Source organism: Mesorhizobium sp. C395A, from assembly GCF_030323205.1.
In the GTDB taxonomy this organism is placed as follows: Bacteria; Pseudomonadota; Alphaproteobacteria; order Rhizobiales; family Rhizobiaceae; genus Mesorhizobium.
In genome coordinates this window covers 2,886,861-2,904,978 of sequence record NZ_CP100473.1, presented here as the reverse complement: position 1 = coordinate 2,904,978, position 18,118 = coordinate 2,886,861, and the positions used below count along the sequence as shown (strand labels likewise).

General features: G+C 58.9%; 20 protein-coding genes and 1 pseudogene. 16 read left to right on the top strand and 5 right to left on the bottom strand.

Features of this window, described 5'->3' with window-relative positions; all coding sequences use genetic code 11:
* Positions 1-150: 150 nt before the first annotated feature.
* The gene (locus NLY37_RS14265; protein ID WP_023741816.1) at positions 151-3,264 is read left to right on the top strand and encodes a CheR family methyltransferase; all 3,114 of its coding nucleotides are present in this window, start codon (positions 151-153) and stop codon (positions 3,262-3,264) included.
* On the top strand, positions 3,261-3,677 hold the full coding sequence (locus NLY37_RS14260) for a response regulator (protein ID WP_023741815.1): 417 nt from the start codon (positions 3,261-3,263) through the stop codon (positions 3,675-3,677). The genes NLY37_RS14265 and NLY37_RS14260 overlap by 4 nt, the downstream gene beginning before the upstream one ends.
* 177 nt (positions 3,678-3,854) lie before the next feature.
* Here NLY37_RS14260 and NLY37_RS14255 read toward each other — a convergent pair whose 3' ends face one another.
* The 3 genes and pseudogenes from NLY37_RS14255 to NLY37_RS14245 form a co-directional block, all read right to left on the bottom strand.
* The gene (locus tag NLY37_RS14255) at positions 3,855-4,103 is read right to left on the bottom strand and encodes a hypothetical protein (RefSeq protein ID WP_023681163.1); all 249 of its coding nucleotides are present in this window, start codon (positions 4,101-4,103) and stop codon (positions 3,855-3,857) included.
* 90 nt (positions 4,104-4,193) lie between these two features.
* Positions 4,194-4,593, bottom strand: a pseudogene (locus NLY37_RS14250) (SDR family NAD(P)-dependent oxidoreductase); the annotation flags it as partial.
* Positions 4,594-5,198: 605 nt separating this feature from the next.
* Positions 5,199-5,996: an SDR family NAD(P)-dependent oxidoreductase gene (locus tag NLY37_RS14245; RefSeq protein WP_023696321.1), complete on the bottom strand. Its 798-nt coding sequence runs from the start codon at positions 5,994-5,996 to the stop codon at positions 5,199-5,201.
* 519 nt (positions 5,997-6,515) lie between these two features.
* Between NLY37_RS14245 and NLY37_RS14240 the strand changes: the two genes are divergently transcribed.
* Genes NLY37_RS14240 through NLY37_RS14225 form a run of 4 tightly spaced genes read left to right on the top strand, consistent with a single transcriptional unit; the run spans position 6,516 to position 8,888 of the window.
* Positions 6,516-6,977 (top strand): hypothetical protein, encoded by a 462-nt coding sequence (locus NLY37_RS14240; protein ID WP_245265504.1) that lies wholly within the window; start codon positions 6,516-6,518, stop codon positions 6,975-6,977.
* The gene (locus tag NLY37_RS14235; RefSeq protein ID WP_023668066.1) at positions 6,974-8,194 is read left to right on the top strand and encodes an NRAMP family divalent metal transporter; all 1,221 of its coding nucleotides are present in this window, start codon (positions 6,974-6,976) and stop codon (positions 8,192-8,194) included. Before NLY37_RS14240 ends, NLY37_RS14235 begins: the two co-directional genes overlap by 4 nt.
* Positions 8,191-8,553 (top strand): hypothetical protein, encoded by a 363-nt coding sequence (locus NLY37_RS14230; protein ID WP_245260609.1) that lies wholly within the window; start codon positions 8,191-8,193, stop codon positions 8,551-8,553. The genes NLY37_RS14235 and NLY37_RS14230 overlap by 4 nt, the downstream gene beginning before the upstream one ends.
* 2 nt (positions 8,554-8,555) lie before the next feature.
* The gene (locus tag NLY37_RS14225) at positions 8,556-8,888 is read left to right on the top strand and encodes a hypothetical protein (RefSeq protein WP_023681169.1); all 333 of its coding nucleotides are present in this window, start codon (positions 8,556-8,558) and stop codon (positions 8,886-8,888) included.
* Positions 8,889-8,967: 79 nt separating this feature from the next.
* Here NLY37_RS14225 and NLY37_RS14220 read toward each other — a convergent pair whose 3' ends face one another.
* A complete protein-coding gene (locus NLY37_RS14220) occupies positions 8,968-9,546 on the bottom strand; it encodes a GNAT family N-acetyltransferase (protein ID WP_245270901.1) in 579 nt (192 codons plus the stop codon).
* 202 nt (positions 9,547-9,748) lie between these two features.
* On the opposite strand from NLY37_RS14220, the gene NLY37_RS14215 reads away from it, so the two are divergent.
* The 6 genes from NLY37_RS14215 (at position 9,749) to NLY37_RS14190 (ending at position 13,587) form a co-directional block, all read left to right on the top strand.
* Positions 9,749-10,069, top strand: coding sequence for a hypothetical protein (locus NLY37_RS14215; RefSeq protein ID WP_031195797.1), 321 nt, complete (start codon positions 9,749-9,751; stop codon positions 10,067-10,069).
* A 103-nt stretch (positions 10,070-10,172) separates the two neighbouring features.
* Positions 10,173-10,403 (top strand): hypothetical protein, encoded by a 231-nt coding sequence (locus NLY37_RS14210; protein ID WP_023741811.1) that lies wholly within the window; start codon positions 10,173-10,175, stop codon positions 10,401-10,403.
* Between the two features lie 301 nt (positions 10,404-10,704).
* Positions 10,705-11,115 (top strand): DUF427 domain-containing protein, encoded by a 411-nt coding sequence (locus tag NLY37_RS14205; RefSeq protein WP_023704637.1) that lies wholly within the window; start codon positions 10,705-10,707, stop codon positions 11,113-11,115.
* A gap of 40 nt (positions 11,116-11,155) precedes the next feature.
* A complete protein-coding gene (locus NLY37_RS14200; RefSeq protein WP_023741810.1) occupies positions 11,156-11,575 on the top strand; it encodes an HD domain-containing protein in 420 nt (139 codons plus the stop codon).
* A gap of 330 nt (positions 11,576-11,905) precedes the next feature.
* Positions 11,906-12,412: a YciE/YciF ferroxidase family protein gene (locus tag NLY37_RS14195; RefSeq protein WP_023741809.1), complete on the top strand. Its 507-nt coding sequence runs from the start codon at positions 11,906-11,908 to the stop codon at positions 12,410-12,412.
* A gap of 128 nt (positions 12,413-12,540) precedes the next feature.
* Entirely contained in the window at positions 12,541-13,587 is a 1,047-nt protein-coding gene (locus tag NLY37_RS14190; protein ID WP_023714624.1) for an ATP-dependent DNA ligase, read from the top strand.
* 651 nt (positions 13,588-14,238) lie between these two features.
* Here the strand turns inward: NLY37_RS14190 and ku are convergent.
* Positions 14,239-15,531, bottom strand: a complete 1,293-nt coding sequence (ku, locus tag NLY37_RS30790) for a non-homologous end joining protein Ku (RefSeq protein ID WP_348626553.1) — start codon at positions 15,529-15,531, stop codon at positions 14,239-14,241.
* Positions 15,532-15,698: 167 nt separating this feature from the next.
* Between ku and NLY37_RS14180 the strand changes: the two genes are divergently transcribed.
* From NLY37_RS14180 to NLY37_RS14165, 4 genes are all read left to right on the top strand, one after another.
* Positions 15,699-16,514, top strand: a complete 816-nt coding sequence (locus tag NLY37_RS14180) for a LysE family translocator (protein WP_245270900.1) — start codon at positions 15,699-15,701, stop codon at positions 16,512-16,514.
* Positions 16,489-16,893: a DUF6894 family protein gene (locus tag NLY37_RS14175; RefSeq protein ID WP_023741806.1), complete on the top strand. Its 405-nt coding sequence runs from the start codon at positions 16,489-16,491 to the stop codon at positions 16,891-16,893. The genes NLY37_RS14180 and NLY37_RS14175 overlap by 26 nt, the downstream gene beginning before the upstream one ends.
* A 23-nt stretch (positions 16,894-16,916) precedes the next feature.
* Entirely contained in the window at positions 16,917-17,537 is a 621-nt protein-coding gene (locus NLY37_RS14170; protein ID WP_023687850.1) for a cysteine hydrolase family protein, read from the top strand.
* Positions 17,538-17,833: 296 nt separating this feature from the next.
* Positions 17,834-18,109 (top strand): hypothetical protein, encoded by a 276-nt coding sequence (locus tag NLY37_RS14165; protein ID WP_023741805.1) that lies wholly within the window; start codon positions 17,834-17,836, stop codon positions 18,107-18,109.
* The last annotated feature ends 9 nt before the right edge of the window (positions 18,110-18,118 follow it).

Here is an 18,118-nt window from a genome sequence, read left to right as displayed (position 1 = left end):
ACATAGCAGCCCTCCGGGCTTTAAACGGCGGTCGCGTTCATCGGTTCCGTGGCTATCGGCGGTGCGGGATGGGAATTCGACCAGGAACGGTTTACACATTGGATCGAAATCAGCGCTGCCGCGTTGCATTTCACTGAAGCAGGACAATTGATGCAAAAGCTGCCGAGGTTCCCCATAGTCGGTATTGGCGCCTCTGCGGGCGGCATTGCCGCCATGGAGGGATTTTTTCGCGGGATGCCGTCTTCGAGCGGGATGGCGTTCGTGATCGTCACGCATCTCAGCCCGGAACGGGAAAGTCTGCTGCACGAAGTGATTGCGCTTTACACCGGAATTCCGGTTCGTGTCGCTGAAGATGCAATGGATATCCATCCTGACACCGTCTACGTGATGCCGCACAACGCGATCCTCACCATCGAAAATTCCAGCCTAAAGTTGCGCCAACCGAATTCGGTGTCCAGGGAGCGCAAGCCCATCGATATCTTTTTTAGCGCGCTGGCCGAGGATCAGGGCGAATACGCCGTCGGCGTCGTCCTGTCGGGCGGCGATTCCGACGGTACGTTGGGCATCAAGGCAATCAAGGAGCATGGCGGCCTGACGCTGGCGCAACTCTCCGACGAGTCGGGTCCGAGCAATCCCGACATGCCGCGCAGCGCGATCAGTTCCGGTCTGATTGATATCGCCATCCCGGCCGATGAGATGGGTGCGAAACTCATGGAATTTGCCCACAGCTTTGAACTGCTCGACGAGCTTGAAGCTGACGATGGCAAGGCCAGTGCTTTGAAACTCCGCAAGGGCCAGGAGGAAATCTACGCGATCCTGCGCAGCCATTCGGGACATGATTTCTCGGGCTACAAGGCCAAGACGTTCTTGCGTCGCGTCAGGCGACGCATGCAAATAACACAGAACACCGCGATCGATGCCTATATAGAGTTGCTTCGTTCAAATGCGGAGGAAGTGCGCTCGCTGTTTCGCGACCTGCTGATCAACGTGACAAATTTCTTCCGCGACACGGACGCTTTCAAGACCCTGGAAGAAACCGTCATCCCCAAACTTTTCGAAGGCAAGGACGCCAACGATACGATCCGCGTCTGGGTGCCCGGCTGCGCAACCGGCGAGGAAGTCTTCTCGATCGGAATGCTGATGCGCGAGCATATGGATACACTTTCGGCCGTGCCGCGCATCCAGATTTTCGCCACGGACATCGATGACGCGGCGCTGGGCATCGCACGTTCGGCGCGCTATCCGGAGTCATTGCTTGCGGGCGTTTCGCCTGGACGTCGCGAACGCTTCTTCAGCAATGACGGCACAAGTTTCATCTTGAGCAAGAGCGTACGTGATCTCTGCATCTTCTCGGCGCACAGCGTCATCCGCGATCCACCCTTCTCGCGCATGGACATGGTGTCGTGCCGGAACCTCCTGATCTATTTCGGCCCCGATGTGCAAAAGCAGGTTATTCCGACCTTCCACTATTCGCTGAAGCCCGGTGGCTATCTGTTCCTTGGCACCTCCGAAAGCATAAGCCAGCATGCCGACCTGTTCGCACCGGTCGACAAGAAACAACGGATCTTCAAGGCACGAGAACATTCGGCGCCGCCGCGGCTGCCGATCTTGTTGAATGCTGCGCCTGCAACCAACTTTTCCAGCGCCAATGACACACATGCCCGCCGCGGCTTGTCTTATTCCCTAAGGCAAACCGTTGAAGCGCAGGTTCTCGAACGCTTCGCTCCGGCTCACGTCGTCGTCAATGGTGATGGCGATGTCGTCTATTACTCGGTCCGAACCGGCAAATATCTCGAGCCGCCGCAAGGGGTGCCGAGCAGACAATTGCTCACAATGGCACGCAGCGGCCTGCGTCTGGAATTGCGCGGCGCTTTGCGGGAAGCCGCCGAGGGCCGGCGCACGGTTGTGCGCGAAGCGATAGCCATTGAAGAAGATGAAGATCGTGTCCAATTCGTCACATTGACGATCGAGCCCTTGACTGATCGCGGCAGCGGCGAGCCGCTGTTTCTCGTCCTGTTCGAGCCGGTGGGCCAGCCGCAGCCGCGGCTGGAGGCTCTAAAGGTTCGACAGCCGGTGGCATCTGGGATTGCTGATTTCGAACGCGAGCTCCGCGATACGCGCGAGCGCCTGCAATCGACGATCGAAGAATATGAGACCGCGTTGGAGGAGTTGAAATCTTCCAATGAGGAACTCGTCTCGGTCAACGAAGAAGCCCAGTCCTCCAATGAGGAGCTCCAGGCCTCCAAGGAAGAAATGCAGTCCCTCAATGAGGAATTGAACACCATCAATGCCGAACTGGTTTCCAAGATCGAGGATCTCGATCGTGCCAACAGCGATCTGAAGAACCTGTTCGAGAGCACACAGATCGCGACTGTTTTTCTCGATACCAAGCTGGTTATCCGCAGCTTCACGCCGGCGGCGTCTTCGTTCTTCAACTTGCTGCCGACCGACATCGGAAGACCGCTGACCGATCTTGCCAGCCGGCTCGATTATCCGCACCTGCGCGACCATATTGCCCAGGTTTTCAGGGCCGGCGAGATGATCGAGCACCAGCTGCCGCGCGATAGCAACGGCATCCACTATCTCGTGCGGCTGATCCCCTACCGCGACAGCGCGCGGAAAATCCAGGGCGTGGTGGTGACCTTTGTCGATGTGACGACCATGGCTGAAGCCGAAGCCCACCAGCGGGTATTGATCTCGGAACTCAACCATCGGGTCAAGAACATGCTGGCTGTTACGGTCAGCATTGCCAGTCAGACCCTGAAAAATGCTCCCTCTTCGGAGGCTTTCGCCGAAGCGCTCATCGGTCGCCTGCGCGCCATGGCCCGGGCCTACGGAGTGCTCTCGCGTGAAAGCTGGAAAGAGGTCTCGGTAGAGGAAATCGTGCGGCAGGAAGTCGAGCCGTTCGGGCTGGAACGCATCAACACCACAGGCGAGGACATTCGGCTCAAGCCTCAGCAGGGCCTGTCGCTTGGCATGGTGATCCATGAACTTGCCACGAATGCTGGAAAATATGGCGCCTTGTCCGTGCCAAACGGCGTGGTGTCCGTGACTTGGTCGGCGTCGGATCACGGTTTTCAGCTCGAATGGTTAGAAAGCGGCGGTCCCGCTGTCATTCCGCCTGAGAAGACGGGATTTGGTCTTTCGCTGGTGAAAGGCGAAATTGAGTATCGGCTTGGCGGAAATTTTGAAACATCTTTCGGTTCCGATGGTTTGAGCTTGCGGATTGAGTTTCCGTTTGATCATCGGGAGAGCGAAACGTGACTGCATCTCGTATCCTTATCGTCGAAGATGAATGGCTGGTCGCGGAGGAGCACCGCGCAATTCTGGAAGAGGCCGGCTTCGCCATCGCCGGGCCAGTGCCGTCCGTTGCTCGCGCGAAAAAGCTGATCGAGAGTGAAGTCATATCTGCCGCGGTCCTGGACATTGGTCTCGGCGGCGAGACCAGCGCTGCCCTTGTCCCTCTTCTAGCGCAACGCGGAATTCCGTTTATTTTCGTCAGTGGGTACACAACATCCGACATTCCGCAGGATTTGCGTCATCACAAGATGCTGTCAAAACCCGTGTGGGCTGCCGCGCTGGTCGAGGCCGTGCGAAATATGCTCGGTGTTCAACCGACAGCTTTGGCAAGACACCAGGACAGCGGAACGGTGCCAACCCAACGAGAAGCCCGGTAACTGCACAAAGACACTGGTTTTTCATCAGATATGCGACGACATTCGGGTCCAGGCCCGAGACGACGTCGCCGGCAAGTGCCTGCGATCCGGCCGGCACGATTGGCATGCTCCCGGTCTGGCGTATTCCAGAGCTGGGCGAAACTTCGCGACCGCGCGACGATTGGTCAGGCGATGAGCCTAGCAAACAACGGGCAGTTCGCCCTCGGTTTGCTTCGCGTCGAATAGGACGCCAAGGCCGTAAGTGACGGCGCCAGCGGCAATCATCTCTGCCAACGCTGCGTTTGACACCGGGCAATGCGGCATGACCGCCTTGATCGCGAGTTCGGCATTCGCGATCGACACGAAATCGTGCCGTCGCTTACGGGTCTCCAGATATTGTTCGATCAACATCTGCAGTCGCCTTCTTTCTATTTCATCGCCAGCCATTGGTTCCTCCTGTGGACAGTCTGAAAGCCCACCACGCCTAAGGAGCGGTGGGCCTGGCGGCCCTTTTTGAGGACCGTTGACTCGAGTGAGGCGGGCAGCGTTGCTGACCAGGATGTCGAGACCGCCGAGGGGCGTTGCTGCTTCATCGACCAGCTTTCTGCAAAAGGCCTAATTGCGGATATCGCCGGCAAGCCTTTTGACCTGCCGCTTTTATTAGGTCCACCAGTTCGTCGGCGTCTTCCTGTTCGGGGAGGTAGCCGAAAGCGACGTCCGCACGCTCGCGCGCGAATGCAATCGCCGCCGCACGACCAATTCCGGAATCGCCGCCGGTTATCAGCGCTTTGCGACCGGCAAGCTTGCCTGATCCCTTGTAGGTTGTTTCGCCGTGATCCGGGCGCGGCACCATCTTGGTGGCCAAACCCGGCCACTTCTGTTCCTGTGGCTTGAACGGCGGCTGGGGATATTGCGTCACCGGATTCTGTTTGAGCATCGGGCTCGCAGGGCCTGCTTTAGCAGGCACTGTTCCCGTATCGGCTGACGCCGTGGAAGCATAAGCGACGAGAATTCCTCCCGCCATGCTTCCGACGACAAGTCTACGCGCTGCGTCTGGTACATTGTCATGCTGGTCGTGGTTCATCATGGGCTCGCTTTGACGGCAGGTGACCGTTACGGAAGTGGCACCTAACCGGCCGTCGACGCGAATGTTCCCTTGTGATTGCAGTGAGTGTCGGTCGCCTTGCCCGTCTCGGCCGTGAGGCCGCATCACCACTTTTGACACAACCTCCTGCTTGTCGCGGAACGTCTTGTAGAGATCCGGCCCTGTTTCCAGATCGGCCGGTGGGTAGTCAGAAAGGAGGAATCGATTTCGCCGTTCTGGACCGTCGCCAATAAAGGTTCCAGGTAGCGTTGCGTATGCGTCTGGCCCATCCGGAAAGCCGGTCCCTTATTGATCGCCGCCAGACGGGATGTGATCGACCAGGCCAACACAGACGCCGGGAACCGAGATGGTGCCGCCTTGCGGCAGCGATAGATTGCCTCGCGCAGCACATGCGGTCTCTTCGAATGCCAGCCCGTTTGATGACGCGAAATATCAGCTCAGTCGCTGGACGCCGACCCCGGCTCGGCCATCCTACGGTGCTGTTCGGCCAAGGTGCCTGCCGGCGTGACATGCGCGGCGGCAACCTGCAGCTTGTTTTTCCAACCGCTGACGACCTGTTCATCACCGGCCATCATCGCCTCGTAACCCGTTTTGGCGACATCGGCCGGATTGTCCTTTTCATCGGAGCCGACCTTGGTATCCATCATTTCAGCGCGCTCGAAGAATCGCGTCTGCGTGGGGCCAGGCATCAGCACGGTGACCGTCACGCCGCTATCTTTCAGCTCATGGCGGAGCGCGATCGAGAAGGAATCGATGAACGCCTTCGTGCCGTTGTAGACGGCCTGGAATGTGCCGGGCATGAAGCCGGCGATCGATCCGGTGAACAGGATGCGCCCGCGGCCTCGCCGGGCCATCTTGGCGCCGAGTTCATGCGCCAGATAGACCGTTCCGGTGACATTGGTGTCGATGATCCGGCGGACTTTTCGCCAGTCCTGGTCGACGAAGCCGTTGCCGAGCCCGCGTCCCGCATTGAGAAACAACAGGTCGATATCGCGATCGCCGATCTGGGAGATCAACCGATCGGCGCCCTCGACGGTCGCCAGATCGGCCTCAATGGCTTCGACCGTTACATTGTGGGTCTCAAGTGCCTCTGCCGCCTGCCGGATAGCCGGCTCGTCGGCGGCGATGATCAGGTCGTAACCGTCTTTAGCGCACAGCTTTGCGAGTTCCCTTCCGATGCCACTCGAGGCGCCGGTCACCACAGCGAGTTTGGCGTCCGTCATCATATCCTCCATCTTCGTGCCATCGGAACCACGAGCGGGCACAATTGTTCCGCGGCGTTTGGGCTGGATTGATCGTGCGCTGTCATGACGGTCAGGCGACGGTCGTCGTCGCGGTCCTTGCGCGCATTCATGGATGAGCGTTGGGGCAAAAGCCGTTCTTCGCCATGAGAACTCGCCATGGCCTACCTTCAAAAGGCCCCCAAACGCATGGATTGAGTACTCAGAACGGCAATGAGCCTAATCAGTTGAAGTTGGAACAAGTGGCTCGGTTGGAAGTTCGAACCGTGCAGCGTTGTTGCCCTCCCATGTTGATGCTGCGCGATCGGGTCATCCCCTCAGCCCGATCTCCCGCGCTTCTCCGCGCCAAAGAGAAGCGCGGGCCTCCCTCTTTCACGGCTGTCCGGGATGAGCGTTTTGTTACGTTGACTAGCCGACCTCACAGGCTCGTCGTCGGTTTCGTTGACGAGCTCTCCGAGGGCTCTAGATCATTGATGCCGGACGCAGTTGGTTCGGGCCGGGGAGGAAATCCGCGTGGTGCATACAACGCGCGCTGTACCCCATAACGACCGTCATTTTCCGGTTGGCTGCCTGTGCTTGCTGCTGATTCTAGCCGGGTTGGCCGGATGCTCGTCTTCCAATCAGGTGGCGCAGCAATCACGAACAGCGGCCTCCGCGGCACAGACCGTATCGATGGTACTGGATGCCTGGGTGGAGGGAGCGGCACCGTCCGCCTATGCCACGGCCGCACTGCACTCGGTCGGAAAAACGCTGGCCGATGTCGAGGCGCAAATTCGATCGGCCGAGACCGCTGAACCAGCCGGGCGAGCAGGACTGACGGCAGCAGTCAACAGTTTGTCGGTGGCGGTGGCGCATGCCGAGGCGGGATTGCGGGTGAACAATCGCACTGAGGTGAAAAGCGCACAACAGGATCTTCGGGCGGCCATGCGCTCGCTCGCCGCCGCTTACACCAGCGCTTTCGGACCAAAGCCGTGAAGAAGCTTCTGGAAATATCGCTTGGCGTCGTCACCAGTGTCGGAGGTTTCCTCGAAGTCGGGTCGATGGCTACGGCGGCGCAGGCGGGTGCCGCCTTCGGATTCCAGCTAATCTGGGCCATAGTTCTCGGCACCATATGCATCATCTTTTTGGTTGAAATGGCCGGTCGGTTCGCCGCGATGAGCCATCACACGATCTCAGAGGGCATTCGTGAAAGATTTGGGTTCAACGTCTTTCTATGGCCGTTGCTCGTCGTCCTTCTCGTCAATTTCATGGTGCTGTCCGCTGAGATCGGCGGTGTGGCCATCGCACTCGAACTTGCCACCGGCATAGGCTTCCAGTGGTGGGCACTGCCGGTGGCGTTGCTGGCATGGTTGCTGCTGTGGAAAGGCACGTTTGGCTTTATCGAGAAAGGCGTTTCGGTCCTCGGCCTCGTGACGCTGTGCTTCGTGGTTGGTGCGGTGATGTTAAAGCCCGACTGGACAGCGGTCGCTGGCAGCGCCGTGCCTTCGCTGCCGGCTCACGATGCCATCAATTACTGGTTCATGGCGGCCAGCATTCTCGGCGCGTCAATATCGCCTTATCTTTTCATGTTCTATTCCTCGGGAGCTATCGAGGACAAATGGGATGAAAGCCACCTTGGGGCCAATCGTGCCATCGCCGGGCTGGGCATGACCTTCGGTGGGACCATTTCGATCGGCGTGTTGATCGTCGCTGCTCTCGTTCTCGCGACGCGCGGCATCGACCAGGTGGACGACTATCACCAACTGCCGTTGATGCTGATCCCTATATTCGGCTTCTGGGGGTTCGTTCTATTCGTTGCCTCGCTCGCCATTGCCTGTTTCGGCGCCGCACTCGAAGTCGGGTTGCAACAGGCATATCTGGTGGCGCAGGGCTTTGGCTGGACCTGGGGCGAGGATCGCAAGCCGCGCGATGATCCGGGCTTCAGTGCCGTCTATACGGCATCATTGTTTTTGGCCGCCATTCCGATCATGCTTGGCCTCGACCCACTGAGGCTGACCATCTTTTCCATGGCGGTAACGGCGGCGAGCCTTCCGCTGACGGTAGTTCCATTTCTCTTCCTGCTGAATGACGAACGCTATGTCGGCGAACATCGCAACGGCATCATTTCGAATGCCGCCGTTGTCTTCATTATCGCGCTTGCCTTCGTGCTCGCCGTGGTGACGATTCCGCTGCAGATATTCGGAGGCACATGATGGAATTGATGCGTGATCTCCTGGACAAGCAGGTGTTCGACCGCCGGCGGGTCAAGATCGGCAAGGTCGACGGAGTGGTGGCCGAGTTGCGGCGGGGCAAACCACCAAGGATTGTCGCGATAGAACTCGGCTCCATCACTTTGGCGCGCCGCCTTGGCGCGCGGCCCGGGGAATGGATGGCGCAACTGGCGACGAGGGTGGGTGGCAAACGCCACGCCGTGCCACACAGGATTGCGTGGAAAAAGGTGCAGGACAACGGGCTCGACATCGAATGTGACATCGAGGTGGGCGAGACGTCGATTTTCGCCTGGCAGGACTGGTTGCGCGATCATGTCATCGGGCGCATCCCAGGAGCGTGATGATGAGGACAGTCAACCTCGAACATCTTGCCGGGCGACGCGTGCTCTCGCAGCGCGGAAAGAGCATCGGTCACATCGAAGAGATTCTCGCCGAACAGCGTGGCGACGAGCTCGTCGTTACTGAATTCCACGTTGGCATCTACGCCGCGTTCGAGCGTCTGTCGGCCTCGACCATCGGCATCGCGATGCTCGACCTGTTTCGGCTGCGCCGCCGCGACGGCCTGTACCGCATTCCCTGGGATAAACTCGATATCTCCGATCCGGCGCGACCGCGGCTGCTATGCCCGATGACCGAGCTTCCCGGATGGAAAGGGCAAAAGGACCTTCGGGAGTAGATGGCTACGGCTGGGAGGGCTAAGGCGCCGGCGTTTTGCCGGCGAACAGCCGTTCGTGCAGATGGCGCCTCCGCAAAGATTACTGCAGGTTCTTGCGAAGGAAGATGCGGGCGTGTCCTGGAATAACGAATTCGACCTTGCCGAATTCCTCAAACCACCCATGATGCCGGTAAAATTGAGGCGCCTGGAAACTGCTCGTCTCGACGACGGCTCTCTTGCATCCACGCCTAACGGCTTCCTCCTCAATCGCCATAAGAAGCTGTGATCCATAGGATCGGCCACGCAATTTTTCAGGCAAGAAGAACATGTCGAGAAACAGGAGCCCCAGTTCCGTTCTGCCCCAAATTCCACCCCAGATCTTTCCCGAGGGGTCGGTAAGCTCCGCGCCGATCACTGCCCGGTCATCGATTCCGGTTTGTTCGATGTTGTGTCGATAGAGCGCAGCGGCCGCCTGCGTTCGTGCATCCCCGTTGTGAGCCAGAGCGATTGTAAATCCTTCGGATCGAGCCGGCATGCGTTCTGCTCCTGCGTCGGAATGGTCTTGAGATTCAACCGTCAGATTAACATCAAGGCGGCCGGTTCGCTCGCAGCTCTGATCGCCGCTTCTGTTGTAACCCGTCTTGCCCACATTCCGCATCGCGATCCGCGACGGATGCATGCAGCCGCGCCCAACATATCGCTTTGGTGTTGAACAAAGCCCATCCTGCCCTTGTCAGGTCTCATCACAATTCGTGCGCCGTCAAGAGTGTCCACCTCGACGAAGGCTGCTGCGGATCACAATCCATTACGCCGGGAACAATGAGAAAAACCTGTCGTTGGGAAAGCGATCGCAATTCGGCGATTCAAACACGGAGACTCCAATGTTGAAGAAAATTCTAGCCGCGTCGGTGCTAACTATTGCCTTGGCCGGTTCCGCCCTGGCGCAGACAAATGGAACGGGTGCTGGCGGCACGGCTGGCACGGGTAATGGAACTGGTACTGGAACTGTTGGCAGCGGCGGCGCCGCTGGCAATGGCACTGGCAGCGGGAATGCGGCCGTGCCAACCGATCCGAATTCCACAAACTCGACTACAAAATCGAACGGCATGACCGACCGTTGCAAGGACGCCGCAGGCAATGACATCGATAACAACACTGCAAGTGGCGCAACGACCTCGACCGTGCAAAATTGCAACAAGTAGCCGATGGACCTAGCGGCTTCGGCCGCCCGAAGGCCCGCCATCAAGACAATGGCGGGCCTCCGAATACGTGCCTCGCGTGCTGCCTGGATACATAGGAGCACATGTGTCCAAAGAGACCCGGCGGGCCAAACTCGATCGCTTAGCCGCCTCGATTCCGAAGCACGAATTCGAATTCCTAATGAAGATTGCAAAGCTAAGCCGTCATGACCTACTTGGCCTGATCGCTAAACACGATGGCGGCAGGGACAAGGTCTATAGGGACCTTGCGGCCCACTTGGCAGCAACTGAGGCCGCCCCGGAGCCCGTACATGAGGCGGCAGCTGACGACGGCTAAACAGCTGGAGCATCTCCAGCCACGAACTCGCCCGCCGGCAAGTGGCGGCGAAGATCATTTCGGTGCCAGCCCTGACGCTCCACGGAAGCGACGACCGTGTCGTCCTTCCAAAATCTTCGAATGGGTTGGACGTGCATTTTACCGCGCCTTACTGACGAGTACTGCTGGATACGGCAGGCGGTAGGCGCTTTAAGGCCGGCTGCCATTCAGCTTCATCGGACATGCCGGAACCTGAAGCGCCGCCGCGCATTTCGTCTCCAGGCATGACCGATCTTGCGGTAATCGCCAGGGAGAAATTCAGATGCAAACTTCAGGCGCAACTTCACAGCAAAACCTTGGCCGATTGGCCATAGAACCGTTTTCCGGCACGGTGACGGTGCGGTTTTCCGACGCCATCGTCGCAGCTACGGAGCGGGCGAAGGTCCTGCGTGAAGACGGGCACGAGCCCGTTTTCTATATCCCGTTCGAGGACATCTATTTCGATCTTTTCGAAAAGACCGACACCACCACCCGGTGCCCGCTCAAAGGCACCGCAAGCTACTGGCGTGTCCACGCCGTCGGCAGTTCTTCCGATGATTTCATGTGGGCCTACGAAACGCCCGATGCGGCTGCTCTGGCTATTGCAGGTCACGGCGCTTTCGATCCGGAAAAGGCCCGTATCGATGTCGACCCTGCCGAGGACAAGCGACACACGCCACATATCGTCGAATAGGTTTCATCAGGCAGAGTCAATCACGGTAACGACAGGCGCGATGAGCAGTTTCTACCAGGCGGCAAAGATTGCGGAGGAGGTTCACGCGTCGCAGCGCGATAAGACCGGGCGGCCCTACATCGAGCATTGCCGCCGTGTCGTCGACGCTGTCGAGACAATCGATCAGAAGACTGTTGCCTACCTTCATGACGTTCTGGAGAAAGGCGAGGGCTGGACCCGCGCCAAGCTCGAAGAAGCAGGCTTCGAACCGACAATTACCGCGGCGGTCGATGCCATGTCGCGCAGGCCGGATGAGGAGTATTTCGCCTTTGTCCGGCGGGCTGCGTCGAACCCAGTGGCGCTCCCCGTAAAACGCGCCGATCTGGAGGACAACATCTGGCAGTCGAGGCAGGTCGGAGCGTCGGCGGCCAAATATGAAGAGGGCCTTCGCATACTTGACCAAGAGTTCTCCCGACAATAGTGCGCGCCCGACGCTGGCATTGCATCTGCCGAAGCAGCCATCGCCTGCGAGAACTTGCGGCGCACAGCACGTTTCGGCTCTCCTGGCCGTCAGTTTTTCCGCGCCGGCGTGCGCCTGAGGGTCCTCGCTGGACCATGGAACGTGTGATCGGGTCAAAGCTCCTCCGGAGATGGACCGCAGCGTCTCGAAAAGGAGTAACGGCCGGCTCGGAATCAGGAACTCCTCCAGCACCGGTGCGTTGACCAGCAAGCCGGGACGAGTTCCCGGCCTCCGCGGGTGGCGGGCAAGCCGCCGCCGAACCCGAACTTCTGCACAATGAAAGGTAAGGCCATGGGCTTCTTTTCGAAGGACATCAAGACACTCGACGATCTCTTCGTGCACACGCTGCGCGACATCTATTACGCCGAAAAGCAGATCGAGAAAGCGCTGCCGAAGATGATCGGCAAGGCAACCGATCCGCAATTGAAGGCCGGATTCGAAAAACACCTCGAGCAGACCAAAGGCCATATCGAGCGCGTCGAACAGGTGTTCGAATTGCATGGCGTCAAGGCCAAGGAGGTCAACTGCCAGGCGATAGACGGCATTCTGGAGGAAGCCGATGATGTGAGCGGCGACGTTGACGACAAGGAGGTCCTAGACGCGGCACTGATAGCCTCGGCGCAGGCGGTCGAACATTATGAGATGACCAGATATGGCACGCTCATCGCCTGGGCCAAGCAGCTTGGCCGCAGTGACTGCGCCAACGTGTTGGCCAAGAACCTGAAGGAAGAGCAGGCGACCGATCGCAAGCTCACCGAAATGGCGGAAAGCAAGATCAACATGCAGGCTGCCGAGTAGACCGTCCCAGGTCATGATGAGATTTGGTTGAAATCTCATCATGACCTAACCCTGTTGAAGCATGATTTTTCCAAAACCGGCACCAGTGCTGCGTTGAGTCGATCTCCATCGTTGTCCACGGAACTTTCATGACGGGCGAATCTGCCATCTCTCGCGATCTGCCGACGAGTGTAAAATCGTCTTTCGGCGTGGCGTTGAGCACGGCGCCGATGGAAGCAAAGGCTGCCGACACGTTGCCGGCCGATGCTGGCCGATGGCAATACGAACCCAAATGGGACGGGTTCCGCTGCCTGGCCTTTAAAGCCGGCGCGGCCGTGGAGTTGCGTGCAAAATCCGGCAAGCCGTTAGGGCGGTATTTCCCGGAAGTCGTCGCGATGTTGCATGAACTGAAAACAAAAGAGTTCGTGGTCGATGGTGAGATCGTCATCGAAATTGCAGGCGCTCTTTCTTTCGACGCCTTGCAGATGCGGCTGCATCCGGCGGAAAGCAGGATCCGGAAACTGTCGGTCGCGACGCCGGCAAAGCTGATCCTCTTTGACATGTTGGCGACCTCCGAGGGCGCCTTGATGCAGCAGCCGCTCTCGGTTCGGCGCGCTGCACTCGAACTGTTCGTAAAGTCGGCCGGGCGAAAGGATCTCGAACTGTCTCGGGCAACGCGTGATTTGGCGGCGGCAGGCAGATGGCTTGGCCAATCCGGACAAGGTTCGACCGACGGGGTCGTTGCCAAGCTTCTCGATGACGAATATCGACCCGGCGAGCGCGCCATGGTCAAAGTCAAGCGCCTGCGCACGGCCGATTGTGTCGTCGGAGGGTTCCGCTACCTGGCGAATTCGCGTGAAGTCGGCTCCCTGTTGCTTGGCCTGTACAATGACCAGGGGCAACTCGACCATGTCGGGTTCACTTCGACGATCGCCCGGGAGGACAGGGCCAAGCTTACGCGACAACTTGAAGCTTTGCGATCGGCTCCTGGCTTCACGGGAAAAGCGCCGGGCGGTCCCAGTCGGTGGAGCACGGAAAGAAGCGGACAATGGGAGCCATTGCGGCCCGAACTGGTGGCGGAGGTGCGGTTCGATCATGTCACCGGGGATCGTTTCCGTCATGGCACCAAATTTCTGCGATGGCGTCCTGACAAAAGCCCGAAGCAATGCACGTTCGAACAGATACTTGGAAAATGAGGCTTGGCGAAGCGTCGGCAGGTCCACACTATGGAGACCAAATCCGTCAAGCATTCGGCGCATCCAAATCCAGTCGCATTTCACTGGCGATCTTGAACCCGGCGGCGAGATAAACGCCTTTGCAGGAGGATGCCGGACCAAACTCGTTGTTCAGTCTGTCACCACGCCTCGCTTTGGCGGATCACGGTTCTCGTCCGGATTAGGAACTGGCACTTCGTCGTGAAGAAGATCCGGCTCAGGCTCGCGTATGTCCGGCGTCCACGTCGGCGCATCCACTGGCGGCTCTTCGGTTGGCTCTGGTTTGGGGGGCACATCTATTCTCCGGGTTTCGCTTGGGCGTGGGGTTCGGCCCGCCACCGGTCGCGCGTCGCCGCGTCTGGAGGCGAAAGGGTCTTTTCACACCCCATGTATTTTTACCGATGGCCAGCGGTCCTGGGGCTTGTCGGCGCCCGATCAGAGTCCTGCGTTCCGGCTCCTTTGAGCGCAATGTTGGCATCCGCTGCCTCTGGCTCTTTGAGGACTGCCTGTCGACGTTCTTGATCTCGGTACGGCATCGTCCTTGGTGGCCAACGGGCAACCGCGAGAATTGTTCCAAACGATTTAGGGGCGGCTGGGGCTGCTGTGCGGACCTTCTGGCTGGGCAGCTATCAACTATGCTGTCTTGCGTTTCGGTGAGGCTCTCTTTGTGGATCTCGCCAGCCCTTCCTGTTTGAGGCTCTTCTTCAGCACCTCAGCGAGGTTGATGACATTCTCCTGTGGCCTTGGTGCGGGCTTCGGCAGCTTCTTGCCTTTGCGCTTTGCATCGATCATGGCGATCAGCGCGTCTTCATAGGTGTCTTCAAATTTCGAGGGATCGAAGGTCGTCACTTTTTTGTCAATAAGCATGCCGGCGATTTCGAGCAGAGCGGGGTCGTATTTCTGCTTGGCCAATCCATCGAACACAGTGCTTTCCGAAACCATTTCGTTGTGGTTGCGAAGCTCGGTCATCACCATCCCCTTGCCATAGGGCTGAATCAGCACTTCGCGGCCGCGCTGGTAGAGCACCACGCAGGATCGAGCGGCCACGCCCTTGTTCTTCATGGCATCGCGGATCACTCCGTATGCTTCGATTGCGGCGCCGTCGGCCGGGATCAGATAGTAGGGCTTCTCGAGATAGCGCGTATCGATATCGTCAATCGATACGAATTCGCCGACTTCGAGCGTGTGCTTCGACGTCAGCTTCAACGCCTTTATGTCGTCAGGTTCGATCTGGAGAAATTCGTCCTTTGCGATCTCGAAACCCTTCACCTGATCCGCTGCATCCACCAGCTTTCCGGTCTCCTCGTCGGCGTAGACGCTCCTGACCGGCAGACCGTCCTTGCGGTTCAAAATCTTGAAATGGATCTTGGATGCTTCGCTGGTTGCGCCGACAATCTTCACGCCGCAAGTAACCGAACCAACCTTCAAGAAGCCCTTCCAGGCAGCACGTGGCGCGGCCATTTTGCGCTTATCCCGTTTCCAGCTAGGGCAACGCGTTTCCGTTCGAATTGTTCCTGCGGCGGGGGCTCGGTGCACCGTGAATGTCCGGTGGGGGGAAATCCTGTCGGTCTCGACAGCGATTTTCATCGGCACGGTGCATCTTTTGGCAACCTGTCGGCGTTGGAAGTGAGCCCATTTGCCGAGGTGAGTTCCATGAAAGTGTCGACGAGGGACGATTTGAAAACCGAGGCGCAGCTCTCGGAAGACGCTGACCTCATCGTAAATCGTACAGTCCATTTCGTCGGAGTATGGATTGAGGAGCATGTGATCGAAAAGCCTGCTCTCATGCGGAAGGGCGTCGATGCCGCAGAGGAACTCGCAAGCCAATGCATCGCGGATGCAGACGAGGAAGGCATCGCCCCCGAGGACATTCAGGACGAAGTCGGGGACCTCAAGGAGTACATTGCCGAGATGATCGTGGAGCAAGGCGGTCGCGGCTCTGCAGTTAATTCTGAACCAGACATGAGCTACTTCTGCGCAACGGCCTCGGCGCCGCAGCTTCGCGTTGACCGGCTATATCGCCGCTCCAAGTCCAACAAGAGCATCATTGTTGAGAGGAACAAGTCATCGATCCCGCCCACTGGATAGCATTCGTGGGAACGGTCGTCCTGCTGCAGATGCCGCCCGGGCCGGATAGCATGCTGGTGACGGCGCGCGGCATAGGGCAGGGACGCAGGGTTGCGCTGTTCACGGTATTGGGGATGACGGCCGGCGCCGGCATGGTTCAGCTTCCTCTCATAGCGTTCGGTGTTTCGTCTCTCGTGCGAACCTCCCCACTAGCTTTTGGAGCACTGCAATGGCTTGGGGCGGCGTATCTCGTATGGCTCGGGCTAGGGCTGGTCTTCACGAAGCCGGAAACACAGGCCCGGCCGGATACGACCCCGATCAAGGCCGTTGCCGCGGCACGGGAAGGCATGATTGCCAATCTGTTCAATCCGTGGCCCATCACGTTTATGGCAGCGTTCCTGCCTCAGTTCGTTGATCCGCATGGGAGTTCCGTGACGCTTCAACTGTTGCTGCTGGGAGCAACTCAGAAAATGACGGGCGTGTTGGTGTTGGGGACCTATGCCGTGGCCTCCGGCAGCATAGGCGCCTGGATCCTGAAGCGCCCTCGTGTGCGGCTTTGGCAGCAGCGGATCGCCGGCCTTCTCATTGTTGGCCTTGGGTTCCGAATGGCCTTTGGCGGCGGCGCAGGCGTTAAGTTGCCGGGCCGGCGCCTGCATCCGCAGGAACCGAAAGCGCACCATGAACATTGTCAGACACAGGCAGGAGAGTGTCATGCAAGTCGTTCGGACCGAAGTGGTGAATGCCAGGGCGCCAGACGGGCAGTCGGTTCGCCGGGTGATATTTTGCGGCGAGGGCGGCGACTGCGTTACGGTGGACATGGCAAACGTCGGGATACAAGCTGAAGATGACGTGCTTGCCCGCGCAAAGGCAATCCTGGTCCAGACAGCGACCTTTGATCTCGCAGCCAATGAATATGACGCGAGCAGCAACGGCAATTTCGACCAGGTCGAGATAACCTCTGCAAGCGACGGCGCCGGCGACGTATATGTCTTTGAGTATCGCGATGGCGAAACCAGCCGACGCATACCGCCGTCGAGGATGGCGAGCCTTGAGGCGGCCCGGTCCGAAGCTATCCGCTGCGCAATCGATCTTCTCGCCGACCTGCAGCCTGGCACGGACACTCTGTCCGGCTGGCTTGTGAGGGTATCCAACGAAAACGGTGAATTGCTTTACACTGTTGATGTGGCTGAGGCCGATGCAGCGCGGCAGGCAGGCCAGTAACCCAAACCCGACGGAATCCACCAGTGGCCGCCCAAGGATTGATTCACGGACCAATAGGCGACGATGGCCTGCATCTGTGCGTCGACATGCAGCGGCTGTTTGCGCCGGGTGGACCTTGGCCCGTGCCGTGGGCTGAAAAGGTGGTCCCGGCGATCGAAGAACTGGTCGCCAGACATGCCAGCCGTACCCTGTTCACGCGCTTCATTCCTGCCGCCCGCCCGGGCGAGGCGCCGGGAATGTGGGCAAACTACTATCGTCGGTGGGCGGAGGTAACCCTTTCCAACATCGATCCGCGCCTGATCGAGCTGATGCCTCAACTAGCACGATTTGTACCGCCGGCGACGGTGGTCGACAAACATGTCTATTCGCCCTGGACCGAGGGGCGGCTCGACGCGCTGCTGAGTGGCTCCGGCGTGCGTGCGCTCGTGATCACCGGTGGCGAAACCGACGTTTGCGTTCTCGCGACCGTGCTTGGCGCCATCGATCGTGGCTTTCGCGTCATTCTCGTCACCGATGCCATCTGCAGCTCTGCCGACCAGACCCATGACGCACTGATGGAAGTCTACCATTCCCGCTTCAGTGAGCAGATTGAGGCGGCCAGCATGGCGGAGGTGTTGGAGTGTTGGCCACAACTCACTCGCTGATCTGGGGGGCTTCAAGTGAAAGGGCCGACAATTGTCATTCTGGTCGGGCGGACTGTTTCAGTTGGCGCACGGCACTACAGTGAACCGGAAAACGTATATGAACGGCACGATTGCCTGATCTGGTCGCTCGCGTGAATCAGTGTCTGGAAGCGTACAAAGCCTTGCAGAGCTATCGACAGCGCGGCCAACCGTCATAGAATGAACAGGATACAGCGCCGAAGACTCGATGCCGGCATCTAGCAATCTTTGCGAGACATCCGGCGCCTCTGCCGTCGGCCTTCCGCAGGGAGGATGATGTGCTGAAAACCGAAGCCATTGACCTTGAAACCTATAGCGCAGTCTACGCGGTGATCTCTGGCTATCGCGCTGACGACATTATCTCGACGGCGTTTGCGGTCGATGAAATCCGCGCAAGGTTTCCTGAGTGTCGCTGCGACGACGAGGAATTGGTCGGGCTTATGGTCCATGCCATGTCCGGCAAGAAAATTGCCGTGAGCTTCGACCACCGGGTGGAACCGGTCAGGCGGCGTGCTGCGCTGCCGATCGCTTCGGAGAGCAAAGGACTGCGATAATTGGACCAC